Source organism: Streptomyces sp. NPDC058579, assembly GCF_042718575.1.
GTDB lineage: Bacteria > Actinomycetota > Actinomycetes > Streptomycetales > Streptomycetaceae > Streptomyces.
Genome location: NZ_JBHXPI010000026.1, coordinates 1 through 16,539 on the forward strand (window position 1 = coordinate 1; position 16,539 = coordinate 16,539).

The following is a 16,539-nucleotide window of genomic DNA, read 5'->3' on the forward strand; positions in this document are numbered from 1 at the left end:
GTCCGCCCTCGCCCCGGCCTCGTGCGCCGGGTTCTAGGAGCGGCTCCTAGCTCCACGCCTCCGTCACCGCGCGGCGGGTCGCCTCCAGGTCGACCGGGCGGCCCGTCTCGGTGAGGGCCGCGCCCAGGGCCGCCAGGGAGGAGTGGATGGCGCCCGGGGTCGCGTCCACGCCGTAGTGGTTGACCCGGATCATCTCCTTCGACAGCGCCCCGCCGCCCGCGATCAGCGGCAGCGACGGGTCGGCAGCCAGCGCCGCCGCGACCAGCGCCGAGGCGTCCACGCCCTCCGGGGCGCGCAGCGTCGTCGCGACCGGGGCCGCGTCCTTCGCCTCGTGGACGTACGGCTCCAGACCGCCGCCGAGGGCCAGGGCGCCCGCGCGGGTCGCGGCCGCGGCGGACGCGTGACGGGCCATCAGCGCGTCGAGCCCCTCGGACTCGATCCGCTCCACGCACGCCTCGAGGGCCAGCATCTCCAGCTGCGCCGGCGCGTGCAGCAGCGTCGTACGGCCGCCGTCGATCCAGCGCTCCTTCCAGTCCAGGAGGGAGAGGTACGAGCGGCGCGGCGCCCGCGGGTTGGCGGCGAACCGCTCCCACGCCCGCTCGCTCACCGAGACCGCCGAGACGCCCGCCGGACCGCCCATCGCCTTCTGCGCGCCGATGATGCACATGTCCACGCCCCACGCGTCCGGCAGCACCGGCTCCGCGCCGATCGACGCCACCGCGTCCAGGTAGAACAGCGCCCCGTGCGCCCGCACGACCTCGCCGATCTCGGCCACCGGGTTCGTGTTGCCCGTCGCCGCCTCCGCGTGCACCAGGGAGACGAAGTCGATCTCCGGGTGCTCGGTGAGCGCCCGCTCCACCTGCGCGGCCGTCACCGCCGCGTGGAAGGGCACCTCCAGGTCCACGACCGTGGCGCCGCAGTCCCGCAGCCAGTTGCCGAAGGTCTGACCGTACGGACCGGTGACGATGTTCAGGGCCGTCGAACCCGGCCGGGCCCCGCTGCGGATGCAGCCCTCGAGGGGCAGCAGCGCCTCGCCCTGGGTGATCACCACGTCCTGCTCGGTGGAGAGCAGGGCGGCGACCCGCCGCTCGATGGACGCGAAGTGTGCGGCGGTCAGCGGGGCCAGGTCCAGCAGCGGGTGTGTCACGGTCACGGTGGTGCCTTCTTCGAAAGGTCGAACGTACGAAAAGGGGTCGAGCGTCGGTTCAGCGTACCGAGGCGCCCCCCGGCGGCTTCGGACCTCCGCTCCCCTTCGTACCCGAAACCGGCCATCGCGCGCGTACAACCCTCACGGTGCATCCGATGTCAAACGGTGCGACGGACAAGGGACGGGCCCTTTCCGGACACCCCCGCAGCCGCCCGGATCCTCTCCAGCATCCAGGAGCCGCTCCATGCGCACGCACCGCGTCACGCACACCCGCACGAACCGCCTCACGGACCGCCCGACCCACCGCGGACTCGTTCTGGCGGCCGCGACGTTCCTCCTCACGGCCGGCGTCGGGCTCGTCACCGCGCCCGCCGCCCACGCCGGAGTCCCCGGCTCCACCCGCGCGGACGACCGCAACTGCGACTTCGACGGGGACGGTTACGACGACGTCCTGGTCGGCGCGCCCGGCGCGACCGTCGGCGGCAAGCGGGGCGCCGGTCTCGTCACCGTCCAGTACGGCTCGGCCCGGGGCATCGGCACCACCCGCGCCGCCGTCGTCCACCAGAACACCGCCGGTGTGCCCGGCGCCGCCGAGGCCGGCGACGCCTTCGGCCAGGCCGTCGCCACCGGCGACCTGGACGGGGACGGCTACGACGACGCGATCGTCGGCGCCCCCGGCGAGGACATCGGCACCCTGGCCGACGCCGGCGGCGCCGTGATCCTCTGGGGCTCGCCGAAGGGGCTCTCCGGCGCCCGCAGCCAGGGCCTCGACAGCCTCCTCGGCCCCACGGCCGGAGCGCGCTTCGGCTCGGCGTTCGCCGCCGCCCGCTTCACCGCGGAGACCCCGGGCGACCAGCTGATCACCCTCGACCGGAACGGCGCGGAACGGCACCTGTTCGCCGCCGCCCCGCAGCCGGGCGCGACCGTCCGCGGTGACCGGGGCACGGCGCTGACCGGCTCCGCCCCGAAGGCGGCCGCCGAGTGGCGCGACATCTCCGAACGGTCCGTCACCACCGGCGACTACGACCGCAACGGCTTCGCCGACCTCGTGATCAGCGGGGTCTCCACCGGCACCGAACCCGGCCACGGCTGGTCCTGGTACCTCTCGGGCCACGCGGACGAACTGCTCTACGAGCGCGCCCTGCGCGGCGGACCGGTCGCCGCGTCCGGGGACATCAACGGCGACGGCTACGACGACCTCGTCACGGGCGAGCCGCACAGCCCGGACGACGGCGGCGAGTCGATGACCGGCGGCATGGTCGGCGTGTACCTCGGCGGCCCCTCAGGACCGGCCGGCGTCGAGGGGCCCGGCACCCCGCCGCGCTGGTGGACCCAGGACTCCCCGGGCGTACCGGGCGCCAACGAGCGCGGCGACGGCTGGGGCTCCGACCTGTCCGTCGCGGACACGAACGGCGACGGCTACGCGGACGTGGCGATCGGCGCGCCCGAGGAGGACATCGGCACCGTCGCCGACGCGGGCATGGTCACCGTCCTGCGCGGCACCCGCGCCGGACTCACCGCCACCGGCGCCCGGTCGTGGACGCAGGACTCGCCGTCCGTGCCCGGCGCGGTCGAGCGGGCCGACCGGTTCGGCGGCCAGGTCCGGCTCACCGACCCGAACGGCGAAGGCCGCTTCGGGCTGCTTGCCGCCGCCCCCGGCGAGAACACCGGCGACGGGCACGTCTGGGTCTTCTCGGCCGGTACGGGAGGGCTGACGGCGGCGGGCTCGTGGACGTACTCCGCCGCCTCGCTCGGCGGACCGGCCGTGGACGCCGCCTTCGGGGCCGCGATCGACGAATGAGCGGTCTTCAGCGGGGTGCCCGCCCCTCGTAGAGTGCAGACATGAGCGATCACGTGGTGCTGCATGTGAAGGGGCGGGTGCTCGTCGGCCCGCAGGACGTACGGGACGAGCTCTGGGCGGTCGACGGGCGCGTCACGTACACCCGTCCGTGCGGCGAGGCGCTCACGATCGAGGGCTGGGCCCTGCCGGGCCTGGTCGACGCGCACTGCCACGTCGGCCTGGACCAGCACGGCCCGGTCGACGCCGCCACCAGCGAGAAGCAGGCACTGACCGACCGCGACGCGGGCACGCTCCTCATCCGTGACGCGGGCTCGCCGTCCGACACCCGGTGGATCGACGAGCGCGAGGACCTGCCGAAGATCATCCGCGCAGGCCGGCACATCGCCCGCACCCGCCGCTACATCCGCAACTACGCCCACGAGATCGAGCCCGAGGACCTGGTCGCGTACGTCGGCCAGGAGGCCAGGCGCGGCGACGGCTGGGTCAAGCTCGTCGGCGACTGGCTCGACCGCGAGTCCGGCGACCTGGGCGCCTGCTGGCCCCGCGCCGAGGTCGAGGCGGCGATCGCCGAGGCCCACCGGCTCGGGGCCCGGGTCACCGCGCACTGCTTCGCCGAGGACTCGCTGCGGGACCTGGTGGAGGCGGGCATCGACTGCATCGAGCACGCCACCGGACTAACCGAGGACACCATCCCGCTCTTCGCCGAGCGGGGCGTCGCGATCGTCCCCACGCTCGTCAACATCGCCACGTTCCCGAAGCTCGCGCAAGGCGGTGAGCAGAAGTTCCCGCGCTGGTCGGCGCACATGCGGCGGCTGTACGAGCGCCGGTACGACACCGTCCGCTCGGCGTACGACGCCGGTGTCCCGGTCTTCGTCGGCACGGACGCGGGCGGCTCCCTGGCCCACGGCCTGGTCGCGGCCGAGGTCGAGGAGCTGGTCAAGGCGGGCATCCCGCCGATCGAGGCCCTCTCGGCGACCACCTGGGGCGCCCGCTCCTGGCTGGGCCGCCCCGCCCTGGAGGAGGGCGCCCCGGCGGACCTCGTCGTCTACGGCGAGGACCCCCGCGCGGACGTCCGCGTACTCGCGGCGCCGCGCAGGGTCGTCGTGAACGGGCGCGTGATCGGCTGACCGACCCGCTCCCGGGGTGTCAGCGGGTGAGGAACGCCAGCCGGGCGCGCTTCTCCGGGATGAAGACCTCGGGGAGGTCCACCTCCGGCAGGACCACCTCGGGGCCCAGTTCGAAACCGGCCCGCACCAGCCGGGCGATCGCCTTCTCGTTGTCGGCGTCCGGCTCGGCGACGGCGCGCGTGCGGCCGTGCAGCGCGAACGCGGTCAGCGCGACGAACAGCCGGGCGGAGAAGCCCGGTTCGGGGGTGGCGGTCGGCGCGATCAGGATGTGCACGCCGATGTCTCCGGGCTCCACCCCGTAGCACTCGGAGACGCGGTCGGCGGAGGGCTCGTACGTCTGGAAGAGCGCGACCGGCGCGCCGTCCCGCCGGACCAGGAAGCCGTGGTGCGTGGTGAGCGAGTCCAGGTGGGCGTAGATCTCCCGTACCTGGTCGACGGTGGTGCCGCCCATGCCCCAGAAGCGGGCGCGGTCCTCGTTGACCCAGCCGTGGACGAGGGCGGCGTCGCGGTCGGGGTCGACGGGGTCGATCCGGACGGTCCCGAAGCCCTCGACGGCCTGGACGTGGACCGGACCGACGACCGGCTCGACCGGCTCGACCGGCTCGACCGGCCCGACCGGCTCGACCGGCTCGACCGGCCCGGCCGGCTCGATCGGCTCGATCGGCCCGGCCGGTCTGATCGGTTCAGTGGCGGTCGTCATGCGGGTGCTCCTTGGTGAGGTGGTGCCAGTCGGTGGTGACGGGGGCGAGTCCGCCCCGCAGCCACAGGGGGAGTTGGTCGCGGTGGTGGGGGTCGTCGGCGACCCCGGAGGCGCCGAACGGCACGATCCACAGGCTCTTGTCGCGGTCGGCCAGGTCCCAGACGTAGCGGGCGGCCGAGGCGCGGGCGCTGCGGTCGGTGTAGCCGGGCACGCTGGTCGAGGACATCACGCAGTCGTGGTCCCCGGAGAGACCGGGCCAGTCGGCGTCGTCCTCGTCCTCGTCGGGGAGCGCCTGCCACGGAGCGAGCCGGTGCGTGACGCCCCAGGCGGGCGGCTCCTCGCCGGCGGCGACCTCCTCCAGGGCCTCGCGGACGATCTCGGCGACATCGGCGGCCGGTACGGGGCCGGAGGACAGCAGCGTCTCCAGGGCGAGGGCCACCCGCGGCCCGAGGGCCAGCCAGGGCTGGAAGACCGCGGGGTACGGGGCGGGCTCCCGGAGCGCCGCCAACGCCGGGTGCCCGGTGAGCCGCCGGACGACGGCGCCGCGCACGGCGGCGTACAGACCGGCGTCGGTGCTGTCCGCGTCCATCCGGCGGTCCCAGCCGAGCAGCCGGGCGCGGACGGCGAGGGCGCCGGGGGGGAGGGCGGGGGCGTCGGGGTGGGCGTCGGCGGCGTCGGCGGCGGTGTCCGGGGCTTCGGCTTCCGGGGCCGTCGCGCGGATCGCCGCGAGCAGGCGGGCCGCCGAGGGGTTGTCGGTGTCGGTGTGGATGCCGGCCATCGCCTCGGGCGTCCAGGCCGTCGAGGCTTCGAGCAGCGCGTCGATCCGGGCCGCCCGGTGCGGCGGGGCGAACTCGATGCCGAGCGGCGCCGCGAGGCCGCGCGCGTTGGCCATGACGGCGTGGCCCTCCACCTCCGCGCGCGGCGTCGCCACCGCGGCCCCGTCCCGCCAGTCGTGCGCGGCCTCCCAGGCGGGTACCACCCGCACGGAGTTGGCGTGGTCGCGGACGGGGACGTACCCGGCGACCCGGTGCAGCAGTCCGCCGTCCACGTCGGCGGCCATGACGACGTTGACCGGCTCGACCCAGCCGTCGACGGCCCGGTCCACGTCCGCGACGGTCCGGGCGGCGAGCAGCTCGGGCAGCACCGCGAACCCCAGCTCTCCGGTCACGCGCGGCGGGTACCGCAGACTGATCGCCTCCCAGACGACCCCGTCCCCGCCGACCGGCTTCTCCGGACCCCCGACCGGCTGCTCCGGACCCCCGATCGGCCCGCCGTCCGGGCCGATGATCACCGGGCCGCGCTCGGTCTCGATCACCTCGATCACGACCGGGTCGCCGCCCGCGACCTCCACCGTCTCCCGGTGGGCGGACGCCGGGCGCCAGCCGTCCGGGCCCAGCGCCTCCACGCCGCCGTCGGCGGTGCGGCGGAGCCGTTCCCGGTAGACGTCCTGGTAGTCGGACATGGCGTTGGTGATCGCCCAGGCCACGCCTCCGGTGTGGCCGAAGTGGGCGATGCCGGGGACGCCCGGGACCGCCAGGCCGAGCACGTCGTACTCCGGGCACGCGAGGCGGATCTGCTGGTACACCCCGGGCGCCTCGATGAAGCGGTGCGGGTCGCCCGCGATGATCGCGGAGCCGCTCGCCGTCCGGGCGCCGGAGACGATCCAGCCGTTGGAGCCGGAGGTCCCGGGGCCGTCCGTGGCGAACAGCTCCGTCCACTCCTCGCCGAGCCGGCGCGCGACCTCCTCCCGCCACAGCTTGGCGGGGAAGCCCGCGAACAGGATGTGGGTGGTGAGCCAGACCGCCAGCGGCGTCCACGGCTCCCAGTGGCCCGGCGCGAGCCCGACCCGCGCGAACTGGCCCGCGCGCGCCGCGCCTTCCGGCAGGCCCGCGTTGACCCCGTCCACGTACGCCCGGACCCAGCGCGCCGTCCGCTCGTCCAGCCGGTCGAAGCAGCGGCGGGCGGTGTCGGCGAGCCTGGCCTGGCGCGCGAAGGTGTCCCAGCCGGTCTCGCCGGCGCCGAGGAACGCGGCCGTCGTGCCCTGCGCCCGGTGCCGCTCGACCTCCAACTGCCAGGCCCGGTCCACCGCCGTCACCCGTCCCTGCGCGAAGGCGAGTTCGTCCTGATCGGTGCACCGCAGATGCGGAACGCCCCAATCGTCCCGGTAGACCTCGATACCCACTCCGACCCCGATCCTCTTCGCTCTGCTTAGGTTAGGCTGACCTAAATTAATCTACAGGTAACGCATGGGGAGGCGATCGCGGTGGGGCATGGCTGGGAAGGTGTGGTCCTGAAGCTGTTCCGGGGGCGGGACTTCACGTTCACCGTGACCGGGGCCGAGCAGGTCACCGAGCACTACCGCCGGGTGCACCTGACGGACGGCGGCCTGCTCGCCGCCGTCGGTGTCCACCCGACGATGTGGGTACGGCTCTGGTTCGAGAGCGCGGGCAAGCCGCACCAGCGCGCCTACACCCTCGTCGACCCCGACCAGGAGGCGGGCACCTTCAGCCTGGAGTTCGCCCTCCATGACGGCGCCGCCAGCGACTGGGCCCGCTCCTGCGCCCCCGGCGACACCATCGAGGCCACCCTCCAGGGCACCGGCTTCACCGCCCCCGAGCCCCGGCCCGGCCGGATGTTCGTGATCGGCGACCCCGCCTCGCTGCCCGCCATCAACTCGCTCCTCGACTCCGCGCCCGACGTCCCGGCCACCCTCTGGTTCGAGACCTCGCACGAGGCCGACGAGGAGCTGCCGCTGCGCCTCGACGCGGACCGCCACGAGCTGCGCCGGGTCCCGCGCCAGGCCGGCGGCGCCGCGCTCGTCGAGCGGGTGCGCGGCGACCTTCCCGAGCTGCTTGAGAAGGGCGAGGACCCGTACGTCTGGATCGCCTGCGACACGGCGACCACCCGCACCCTCGCCGCGTACGTCCGCAAGGAGCTCGCGCTCCCCAAGGAGCGGGTCCACTCCCTGGGCTACTGGCGCGCCTCCTGACCCGACCCCGATCCGGCCCGCCGCCGATGCGTCGGGTTGACCGTCCGTTACCGGAGGTCGGCGGGCGTCGTTGAAGCACTTCCGTGGTGCGCCCCGCGCGATTCGCAACGCGCGGGGCGCGCGGGAACGCGTGTGCCGAAAGAATCGAATATGGGCGCGGAAACCCCCCTTTGGAGTGAACTCACGCCAGGTGTCTGCCAGTTCACCCTCCGTGCGTAAAGATTCCGGTGTCTCAAGTCGCCGAGACCGCGTCGACCCCGTGTCCCCGTGGTGAGCGGCCGGCGACGCCATGTCTCTTGTGGGGGTACCACCATCTTGAACAGCAACACCTTCCGCATGCCCGTACGCCGCACCGCCGCCGCGGCGACCGCCGTCGCGCTGGCCGTCGGGCCCGTGGTCCTCCTGGCCCCCGCGGCGCACGCCACCGGCGGCGAGGGGCGCGCGACCGCCGTCGTCCTGCGGACCGGTCTCGACGTCTCCCTGCTCAACAAGTCGGTCGACGTGCCGCTGCGCGTCTCCCTCAACGAGGTCAAGGCGCCGGAGACCGAGGACAAGACCGCGCTGACCGTCAAGGTGCGGGGCGCCGAGAACGGCAAGCCGATCGACGTGCTGCGCGCCGACGTCGCCACGTCGAAGGCCACGGTCGACAAGGACAAGGCCGAGGGGTACGTCAACCTGGTCAAGGCCCGGGTCCACGTCCCCGGCGTGCCCCTGCTCTCCCTGATCGAGGTCGAGAAGGTCACCGCCAAGGCGCTCTGCGAGACCGGCAAGCAGCCGGTCGCCGAGGCGAACCTGCTCGGGCACGTGACCGTCCTCGGCAAGAAGACCACCCTGTCGACGGCCGGCCAGACCAAGGTCAGCGTGCCGGGCGTCGGCGACGTGACCCTCGACCTGTCCCGTACGTCCACCACCTCGCGCACCGCCGCCGCCACCGCCCTCGAACTGAAGGTGGAGGTCAACCCGCTGAAGCTCGGCGTGGCCGAGGTCAACGGCACGGTCACCCTCGCCGAGGCCACCTGCGAGACGCCGAAGGGCACGAAGCCCACCGAGAAGCCGACCGAGAAGCCCACGGAGGAGCCCACCGGTCAGCCGACCGAGAAGCCCTCGCACGAGCCCTCCACCGAGCCCACCGACGCCGGTGGCGTGAAGACCCAGAACGACGGCGCCAAGCCCACCGATCAGAACCTCGCCGCGACCGGCGGCAGCTCGATGACCCCGTACCTGGCAGGCGGCGCCATCGTCCTGCTCGGCGGCGGCGCGGGAGCGCTCGTCCTGGCCCGCAGCCGCGCCCGCGGCTGACCGACCCGAGGGGGCCTGGGGCCCGAGGGGTAGGGGAGCACGCGGGGAGGGCGGCGCGACGGCGCCGCCCTCCCCGTGCGCGTGACGTACGCGCGAAAGCCCGAAAAGGGCCCTCAGCCCTCGATCAACAGCGCCTGGTCCAGAGCCTGCAGGAAACGGTTGGTCGTGACCCGGTCCCGCACCGCGAGCCGGAGCCAGTTCCGGTCCAGGCCCGGGAACGTGTCCCCGCGCCGCGCGGCGAAGCCGAGCGCCCGCAGCCGCTCCCGTACCGCGTCCGCGCGATCGATCCGGATCAGTACGAACGGACCCTCCGCCGCCGCCACCGCGCGCACCTCGTCGAACTCCGCGAGCCCCGCGAGCAGATGGGCCCGCTCCACGCCGATCCGGTGCGCCGCGAGCTCCGCCTCCGCGAGCGCCGCCCGCGACATGCACGCCTCCGCCGCCACGAGCGCCGGAGTCGACACCGGCCAGAGCGGCTGCGCCCGCTGGAGAAGGGCGATCGTGTCCGGGTGCGCGAGGACGTAGCCGATCCGCAGCCCCGCGAGGCCCCAGGTCTTCGTGAGGCTCCGCAGCACCACCAGACCCGGCACGTCCGTCCGCCCGGCCAGCGACTCCCGCTCGCCCGGCACCGCGTCCATGAAGGCCTCGTCCACCACCAGCGTCCGCCCCGGCCTGGCCAGGGCCGCGATCGCCGCCGCCGGATGCAGCACGGACGTCGGGTTCGTCGGGTTCCCGATCACCACCAGGTCCGCGTCCTCCGGCACGGCCGCCGGATCGAGCCGGAAGCCGTCCTCCTCGCGGAGCAGCACCCGGCGCACCGTGTGCCCCGCGTCGCGCAGCGCCGCCTCGGGCTCGGTGAACTGCGGATGCACCACCACCGGCCGGCGCGCCGGAAGCGCCCGCGCGAGCAGCACGAACGCCTCCGCCGCCCCGGCCGTGAGCAGCACCCGGGCCGCCGGCAGATCGTGCCGCTCGGCGACCGCGGCCCGCGCGACCCGGCCGTCCGGGTACTGCGCCAGGCCGGTCAGGGAATCAGCTATACGTGCCCGCAGCCACTCCGGAGGCGTGTGCGTCCGGACGTTGACCGCGAGATCGATCAGTTTCTCGTCCCGTACCTCCGCGTCACCGTGGTGCCGCAGATCGTGGACGTCAGAATGCGCGTGGGTATCCATGGCCGCCGTCGGGTGATGAGTGGGGGGTGTACGGGGCTCCGTCTGACCGTCGATGTACCCCCGTCCCTGGGGCAACAACCGTACGGCGGCGGCATCTTCGTTCGGACGAAGCCGGAGGGCCCGGTTTCCGCGGGCGATCGCACACGTCACACGCGCCGCTTTCCGCTTCGGTACGAGCAGCACGGCACCCGGCCCCGCCGCGAGCAGCGCCGCCGCCTCCGCCACCGACGCCGTCCCCGTCGCCGCGAGCGCGACCCCCGAGGGGTGCGGTACGGACACGGCGGACAGCTCCTCGGACCCGTAGGCCCGCAGCGGTACGCCGAGACGCTGGGCCGCGCCCACGATCCCCGGCTCCGCCGCCCGTACCTCCAGCGTCGCGAACGCCACCACGTCCGAGCACGCGAGACCGGCCTCCCGCAGCGCCGCCACCACCGGGGCGAGCACCTCGTCCACGGACACCCCGGACCGCGCGCCGACCCCGACCGTCACCCCGCTCATCGCGTCCCCCAGACCAGACACACCGGCGGCACCGGCGCCGCGGACGGAGCGTCCAGCCGCTCGGACCGCAGCAGCACCCCCTCGGCCGCGAACCCGCAGGACGCGAGCGCCGACCGGACCGGCGAGATCCGCTCCCGGTCGGGCACCGCCACCACCACCGCGCGGCGCGCCCGCCGCGCCGCCGACAGCACGATCGACTCCAGCTCACGGCCCGTACCAGGACCGCCCCCGACGAACACCCCGTCCGGATCGGCGAGATGGGTCAGCACCGCAGGCGCCTCCCCCCGCACAGCCCGCACCTCCACCCCGTGGGCGGCCGTGTTCGCCCGGACCCGCTCGACCCCCGACGCCGTCCGCTCCACGGCGACCGCCGCCGCGCCGAGCCGGGCGCACTCGATCGCCACCGCGCCGCAGCCCGAACCGATGTCCCAGACCAGATCCCCGGCCCGCGGCCCGAGCCGCGCGAGCGCCAACGCCCGTGCCTCGTACGGCAGTACGGACCTGCCGGCGCTCCCGGCCGCGAACTCCCCGTCCGGCAGCGCCCACCGCCCCGGCCCGGTGAGCGGACCGGTGACCACCGGAGCGGGCCCGTCCTGCCGCGACTCGTCCAGGCACAGGACCAGGCTCACGCCGTCCCAGCCGCGGCACATCGCCTCCGCCGGCTCCACCCGCTCGAACCGCTCGCGGAACGGATCGCCAAGGGCCGAGAACACCACCAGCGTCCGCGACGCCACCCGGTGCGCCAGCGCCGAGCCCAGCTCGGCGGGCCCGAAGCCCGGCGCGGGCAGCACGGCCACCTTGGGGTGCGCCCGGCAGACGTTCACCGCGCGGTCGGGCACCGAGCCCTCCACCACGACGGCGTCGTCCCAGGCCAACCCCAGGCGCCCGAAGGCGAGTCCGATGTGCGCGGATCGCGCCCGATCCGATAGCAAAGGCGCATGGCCGTTTTCGTCGCGCTCGGCGCGTTCCTCATGACGCTCTTCGGCGGCTGGACGGCGCAGCGCGTCACCGACCGACGCCACCTGGTCCTCGGCCTCGCCGGCGGACTGATGCTCGGCGTGGTCGGACTCGACCTCCTGCCGGAGGCCATGGAAGCCGCGGGCGAGAAGGTCTTCGGCGTGCCGCAGGCCCTGCTGCTCTTCATGGGCGGGTTCCTCTTCGCCCATGTCGTGGAACGGCTGTTGGCGGTCCGTCAGGCCGCGCACGGGGTCGGGGCCGACGAGCGGGTGCCGCAGGTCGGCCTCACCGCGGCGGCGGCGATGGTCGCCCACAGCCTCATGGACGGCATCGCGCTCGGCGCCGCCTTCCAGGTCGGCGGGGGCATGGGCGCGACCGTCGCGCTCGCCGTCATCACCCACGACTTCGCCGACGGGTTCAACACGTACACGATCACCAGCCTCTACGGGAACGCCCGGCGCAAGGCGGTCCTGATGCTGATCGCGGACGCGGCCGCCCCGATCGTCGGCGCGGCGTCCACGCTGCTGTTCACCCTTCCGGAGGAACTCCTCGGCAGCTATCTGGGTTTCTTCGGCGGCGCCCTGCTCTACCTCGCCGCCGCCGAGATCCTCCCCGAGGCCCACCACGAACACCCGGCCCTCTCCACCCTGCTGTGCACGGTGGCGGGCGTCGGCTTCATCTGGCTCGTGGTGGGTGTGTCGGGCGGCTGATCTCACGCGGCAGGCCCGTTCCCGCAGTGCGCGACGAACCGGACCGCCGCCTCCGGGGCCCCCGCCCAGTGGGTGTGCACATAACTCGCGTGCACCCCGCCCTGGACGAACCCCTCCAAACGCCGCTCCGGCTGCCGCAGCCCCCAGGCCGCCTGGTCCCCGGCGCCCGGCTCGATCACGGTCCGGTGGAACTCGTGCCCCCGCATCCGCGCCCCGGCCTCGGCGAGCGGACTGTCGCTCACCGCCACGGCGTCCCGGTACCCGAGCGTGAGCCGCTCCGACATCCGCGCCTCCGCGTCGAGCACCCCGCACATGGGCCGCCCGTCCAGCGAACGCGCGAGGTACAGCAGCCCGGCGCACTCCGCGGCGACCGGCGCCCCGGACCCGGCCAACTCGGCGACGGCCTTCCGCAACGGCTCGTTGGCGGACAGCTCGGCACCGTACATCTCGGGAAACCCGCCACCTATGACGAGCCCGGAGGTCCCCTCGGGCAGCGCCTCGTCCCGCAGCGGATCGAACGTCACCACCTCGGCCCCGGCGGCGGTCAGCAACTCGGCATGCTCGGCGTACGAGAACGTGAAGGCGGCGCCACCGGCGACGGCCACGCGCGGTCGTGCCACCCCACCGGGCCGCACCTGAACGGCGCCCACGGGGTCCCAGGCCTCTCCAGGCATCGGCGGCGCCGACCGCGCAAGCGCCCACAGCGCATCCAGGTCGCACCCCTGAAGCACCTGCTCCCCCTGCGCCGCCACGGCGGCCAACGCAGCGGCCTGCCGCTCGGCCACCGGCACAAGGCCCAAGTGCCGCGAGGGAGTCGCCACCGCGGGCGCCCTCCGCAGCACGCCCATGACCGGCACCCCCGACCCGCCGAGCGCCTCCCGCAGCAGGTGCTCGTGCCGGTCCGAGGCGACCTTGTTGAGGATGACCCCGCCGATCCGCACCTCCGGGTCCCAGGAGGCGAACCCGTGCACCAGGGCCGCCACCGACCGCGACTGCGAGGACGCGTCCACGACCAGCACCACGGGCGCCTTGAGCACCTTCGCCACCTGGGCGGTCGACGCCAGCTCGCCCTGGTCGGCGGCCCCGTCGTACAGGCCCATGACGCCCTCGACGACCGCCAGGTCGCAGCCGCGCGCCCCGTGCTCGAAGAGCGGCGCGATCAGCCCCGTACCGCACATGTACGCGTCGAGGTTGCGGCCCGGCCGCCCCGTCGCGAGCGCGTGGTAGCCCGGGTCGATGTAGTCCGGGCCGACCTTGTGCGGGGAGACCGCGAGGCCACGGCCCGCGAACGCGGCCATCAGGCCGGTCGCGACCGTGGTCTTGCCCGCGCCGGAGGACGGCGCGGCGATGACGAGACGTGCTACCACTCGATGCCCCGCTGGCCCTTCTGACCCGCGTCCATCGGGTGCTTCACCTTCGACATGTCCGTGACGAGATCCGCGAAGTCCACGAGCTCCTGCGGGGCGTTGCGGCCGGTGATGACGACGTGCTGATGCCCGGGACGGTCGCGGAGCACCTCGACCACCTCGGCCGTGTCGATCCAGCCCCAGTGCAGCAGGTACGCGAACTCGTCGAGGACGTAGAACTTGTACTTCTCCTCCGCGAGGTCGCGCTTTACCTGCTCCCAGCCCTCGCGCGCCTTGTCCTCGTGGGACTGCTCGCCCTCGGCGACCTCGCGCTGGATCCAGGACCAGCCCTCGCCCATCTTGTTCCAGGTGACCGTGCCGCCCTTGCCGGTCTCGCCGAGTGCCTTGAGGGCGTTCTCCTCGCCGACCTTCCACTTGGCGGACTTGACGAACTGGAACACCCCGATCGGCCAGCCCTGGTTCCAGGCGCGCAGCGCCATGCCGAAGGCGGCGGTCGACTTCCCCTTGCCGACGCCGGTGTGGACCATCACCAGCGCCCGGTTGCGGCGCTGGCGGGTGGTGAGACCGTCGTCGGGAACTGCGGTCGGCTGTCCCTGCGGCATCAGGCTGCCCTCCTCGTTGCGTGCTGCTCTGCCTGTACGTTCCTGACGAGCCCGGCGATCGAGTCGGCGCGGAGCTCGTCCAAGGTCACGGCGGTGCCGCCCAGTTCGCGGGCGAGGTCCCCGGCGAGCCCGAGCCGTACGGGACCGGTCTCGCAGTCCACGACGACGGCGGCCGTGCCCTCGGCGGCGTGCAGCCGCGCGGCGCGGGCGGCGAGCGCCACCGGGTCGGCGCCGCCGCCGGTCGCCCGGCCGTCGGTCACGACCACGAGCAGCGGCCGGCGCGAGGGGTCGCGCAGCCGCTCGACGCGCAGCACGTCGTGGGCCTTCAGCAGCCCCGCCGACAGCGGCGTACGGCCGCCCGTGGGGAGCTGTTCGAGCCGGGCCGCGGCGGCGTCGACCGAGGACGTGGGCGGCAGCGCCACCTCGGCGTCCCGGCCCCGGAAGGTGACCAGGCCGACCTTGTCGCGCCGCTGGTAGGCGTCGAGGAGCAGCGAGAGCACCGCTCCCTTCACGGCGCTCATCCGCTGCCGCGCCGCCATCGAACCGGAGGCGTCCACGGCGAAGAGCACCAGGTTCCCCTCCCGGCCCTCGCGCGTCGCCTGCCGCAGGTCGTCACGGCGGACGACGAGCCCCGGTCCGCTCCGCCCGCGCGCCTTCTGGTGCGGGGCGGCGGCGTGCACGGTCGCGGTCAGGTGCAGCTTGGTCAGCGCGCCCCGGGGCCGTACGGAACCGGTGGTCCTGCCGTGTTCGGTACGGGCCCGGGAGCGGCGGCCCGCCGCGCCCTCGCCGAGTCCGGGGACGCTGAGCATCTTCGTACGGAACGGCTCGGCGGCCTTGACGGCGGCACGCTCACCGGCGCCTCCGGGCCCCTGGGGAGCCGGCGCGGGCGCCTCGTCGGGCCCGGCGTCCTGCGGAGAGTTCCCCTCCGGCCCCTCGCTCTGCGGCGGAACGCCGCCTCCGCCGCCACCCGGGCCGCCGGGGCCGTCCGGACCGGGGTCCGGGTCCTCGTCGCCCTCGTCCTCGCCCTTGAACTGCTCCAGCGTCTCGTCGAGCTTGTCCTCGTCGAGCCCCGGCGCGTCGAAGGGGTTCCGCCTGCGGCGGTGCGGGAGCGCGAGCAGCGCCGCCTGCCGGACGTCCTCGGAGCTCACCTCCGTGCGCCCGGCCCACGCGGCCAGCGCGGTCGCCGTCCGGGCCATCACGATGTCCGCGCGCATGCCGTCCACCTCGAACGCGGCGCAGGTCGCGGCGATCTGGAGCAGGGCCGCGTCCCCGAGCGCCACGCGCGGCAGCAGCTCGCGCGCGGCGACGATCCGCTCTCGCAGCGCGGTCTCCTCGCCCGCCCAGCGCGCGGCGAACGCGGCCGGTTCGTCGTCGAAGGCGAGCCGCCGCCGGACGACCTCCACCCGCTGCTCGGGCTCGCGGGAGGCCGCGACCTCGACCGTCAGACCGAACCGGTCCAGCAACTGCGGCCGCAGCTCGCCCTCTTCGGGGTTCATCGTGCCCACGAGCAGGAAGCGGGCCGCGTGCCGTACGGAGACGCCTTCGCGCTCGACGTACGAGGAACCCATCGCGGCGGCGTCGAGGAGCAGGTCGATCAGGTGGTCGTGGAGGAGGTTGACCTCGTCGACGTAGAGGATCCCCCGGTGCGCGTCGGCCAGCAGACCGGGCTCGAAGGCCTTCACGCCCTCGGCGAGGGCCCGCTCGATGTCGAGCGCACCGACGAGCCGGTCCTCGGAGGCGCCGACGGGCAGCTCGACCATCCGCGCGGGCCGGGCGTCGGCGCCCGCGGTCTCGTGCGGCCCGTCGGGGCACTGCGGATCGGGCGAGCCCGGGTCGCAACTGAACCGGCAGCCCGCGACGACCGCCACCGACGGCAGCAGGTCCGCGAGCGCCCGCACGGCGGTCGACTTGGCGGTCCCCTTCTCGCCCCGCACGAGGACTCCACCGACGGCCGGGCTCACCGCGTTGAGCAGCAGCGCGAGGCGCAGGTCGTCCATACCGACGACGGCGGTGAACGGATACCGGGTGCTCATCGGGTGGTCCTCTCTTCGAGTTCGGTTCGCTGACGTTCTTGTCGATGTGCGACGGCCCGCGGTCGCCGATGGTGAGTGACCACGCACAGGGGCCACCCGCACCTCTGTTCTCCATGCCGCACGGGCGGTGCGGGTGG

The 16,539-nt window shown here is 74.6% G+C and carries 13 protein-coding genes; 5 read left to right on the top strand and 8 right to left on the bottom strand.

Translation table 11 applies throughout. The features are described from left to right. Positions 1-46: 46 nt before the first annotated feature. Complete coding sequence (locus tag ACFWRO_RS24980) at positions 47-1,147, bottom strand: pyridoxal-phosphate-dependent aminotransferase family protein (protein ID WP_384513556.1); 1,101 nt, start codon at positions 1,145-1,147, stop codon at positions 47-49. A 244-nt stretch (positions 1,148-1,391) separates the two neighbouring features. Between ACFWRO_RS24980 and ACFWRO_RS24985 the strand changes: the two genes are divergently transcribed. Further along, entirely contained in the window at positions 1,392-2,948 is a 1,557-nt protein-coding gene (locus tag ACFWRO_RS24985; protein WP_384513410.1) for an esterase, read from the top strand. 41 nt (positions 2,949-2,989) lie between these two features. Further along, positions 2,990-4,075 (top strand): amidohydrolase family protein, encoded by a 1,086-nt coding sequence (locus tag ACFWRO_RS24990; protein WP_384513412.1) that lies wholly within the window; start codon positions 2,990-2,992, stop codon positions 4,073-4,075. Between the two features lie 19 nt (positions 4,076-4,094). On the opposite strand, the gene ACFWRO_RS24995 is transcribed toward ACFWRO_RS24990, so the two are convergent. Together ACFWRO_RS24995 and ACFWRO_RS25000 are read right to left on the bottom strand one after the other, a co-directional pair. Continuing rightward, positions 4,095-4,775, bottom strand: coding sequence for a GNAT family N-acetyltransferase (locus tag ACFWRO_RS24995; RefSeq protein WP_384513413.1), 681 nt, complete (start codon positions 4,773-4,775; stop codon positions 4,095-4,097). Continuing rightward, positions 4,759-6,957: a penicillin acylase family protein gene (locus ACFWRO_RS25000; RefSeq protein ID WP_384513415.1), complete on the bottom strand. Its 2,199-nt coding sequence runs from the start codon at positions 6,955-6,957 to the stop codon at positions 4,759-4,761. Before ACFWRO_RS25000 ends, ACFWRO_RS24995 begins: the two co-directional genes overlap by 17 nt. 81 nt (positions 6,958-7,038) lie before the next feature. Between ACFWRO_RS25000 and ACFWRO_RS25005 the strand changes: the two genes are divergently transcribed. Both ACFWRO_RS25005 and ACFWRO_RS25010 read left to right on the top strand, forming a co-directional pair. Further along, complete coding sequence (locus tag ACFWRO_RS25005) at positions 7,039-7,764, top strand: siderophore-interacting protein (protein WP_384513417.1); 726 nt, start codon at positions 7,039-7,041, stop codon at positions 7,762-7,764. A 315-nt stretch (positions 7,765-8,079) separates the two neighbouring features. Further along, positions 8,080-9,063 carry an SCO1860 family LAETG-anchored protein gene (locus ACFWRO_RS25010; RefSeq protein WP_384513418.1) on the top strand — a complete coding sequence of 328 codons (984 nt, stop codon included), beginning with the start codon at positions 8,080-8,082 and terminating at the stop codon, positions 9,061-9,063. A 113-nt stretch (positions 9,064-9,176) separates the two neighbouring features. Here the strand turns inward: ACFWRO_RS25010 and cobC are convergent, their stop codons facing one another. Both cobC and ACFWRO_RS25020 read right to left on the bottom strand, forming a co-directional pair. Then, positions 9,177-10,733, bottom strand: a complete 1,557-nt coding sequence (gene cobC / locus ACFWRO_RS25015; RefSeq protein WP_384513420.1) for an Rv2231c family pyridoxal phosphate-dependent protein CobC — start codon at positions 10,731-10,733, stop codon at positions 9,177-9,179. Further along, positions 10,730-11,608, bottom strand: a complete 879-nt coding sequence (locus tag ACFWRO_RS25020) for a hypothetical protein (protein WP_384513421.1) — start codon at positions 11,606-11,608, stop codon at positions 10,730-10,732. The genes cobC and ACFWRO_RS25020 overlap by 4 nt, the downstream gene beginning before the upstream one ends. Before the next feature lie 63 nt (positions 11,609-11,671). On the opposite strand from ACFWRO_RS25020, the gene ACFWRO_RS25025 reads away from it, so the two are divergent. Beyond that, positions 11,672-12,400, top strand: a complete 729-nt coding sequence (locus tag ACFWRO_RS25025; RefSeq protein ID WP_384513422.1) for a ZIP family metal transporter — start codon at positions 11,672-11,674, stop codon at positions 12,398-12,400. 2 nt (positions 12,401-12,402) lie between these two features. Here the strand turns inward: ACFWRO_RS25025 and ACFWRO_RS25030 are convergent, their stop codons facing one another. Genes ACFWRO_RS25030 through ACFWRO_RS25040 form a run of 3 tightly spaced genes read right to left on the bottom strand, consistent with a single transcriptional unit; the run spans position 12,403 to position 16,402 of the window. After that, positions 12,403-13,767 carry a cobyrinate a,c-diamide synthase gene (locus ACFWRO_RS25030; RefSeq protein WP_384513424.1) on the bottom strand — a complete coding sequence of 455 codons (1,365 nt, stop codon included), beginning with the start codon at positions 13,765-13,767 and terminating at the stop codon, positions 12,403-12,405. Further along, positions 13,761-14,369: a cob(I)yrinic acid a,c-diamide adenosyltransferase gene (cobO, locus tag ACFWRO_RS25035; protein WP_384513426.1), complete on the bottom strand. Its 609-nt coding sequence runs from the start codon at positions 14,367-14,369 to the stop codon at positions 13,761-13,763. The genes ACFWRO_RS25030 and cobO overlap by 7 nt, the downstream gene beginning before the upstream one ends. After that, the gene (locus ACFWRO_RS25040; RefSeq protein ID WP_384513428.1) at positions 14,369-16,402 is read right to left on the bottom strand and encodes a putative cobaltochelatase; all 2,034 of its coding nucleotides are present in this window, start codon (positions 16,400-16,402) and stop codon (positions 14,369-14,371) included. Before ACFWRO_RS25040 ends, cobO begins: the two co-directional genes overlap by 1 nt. Positions 16,403-16,539: the final 137 nt, after the last annotated feature.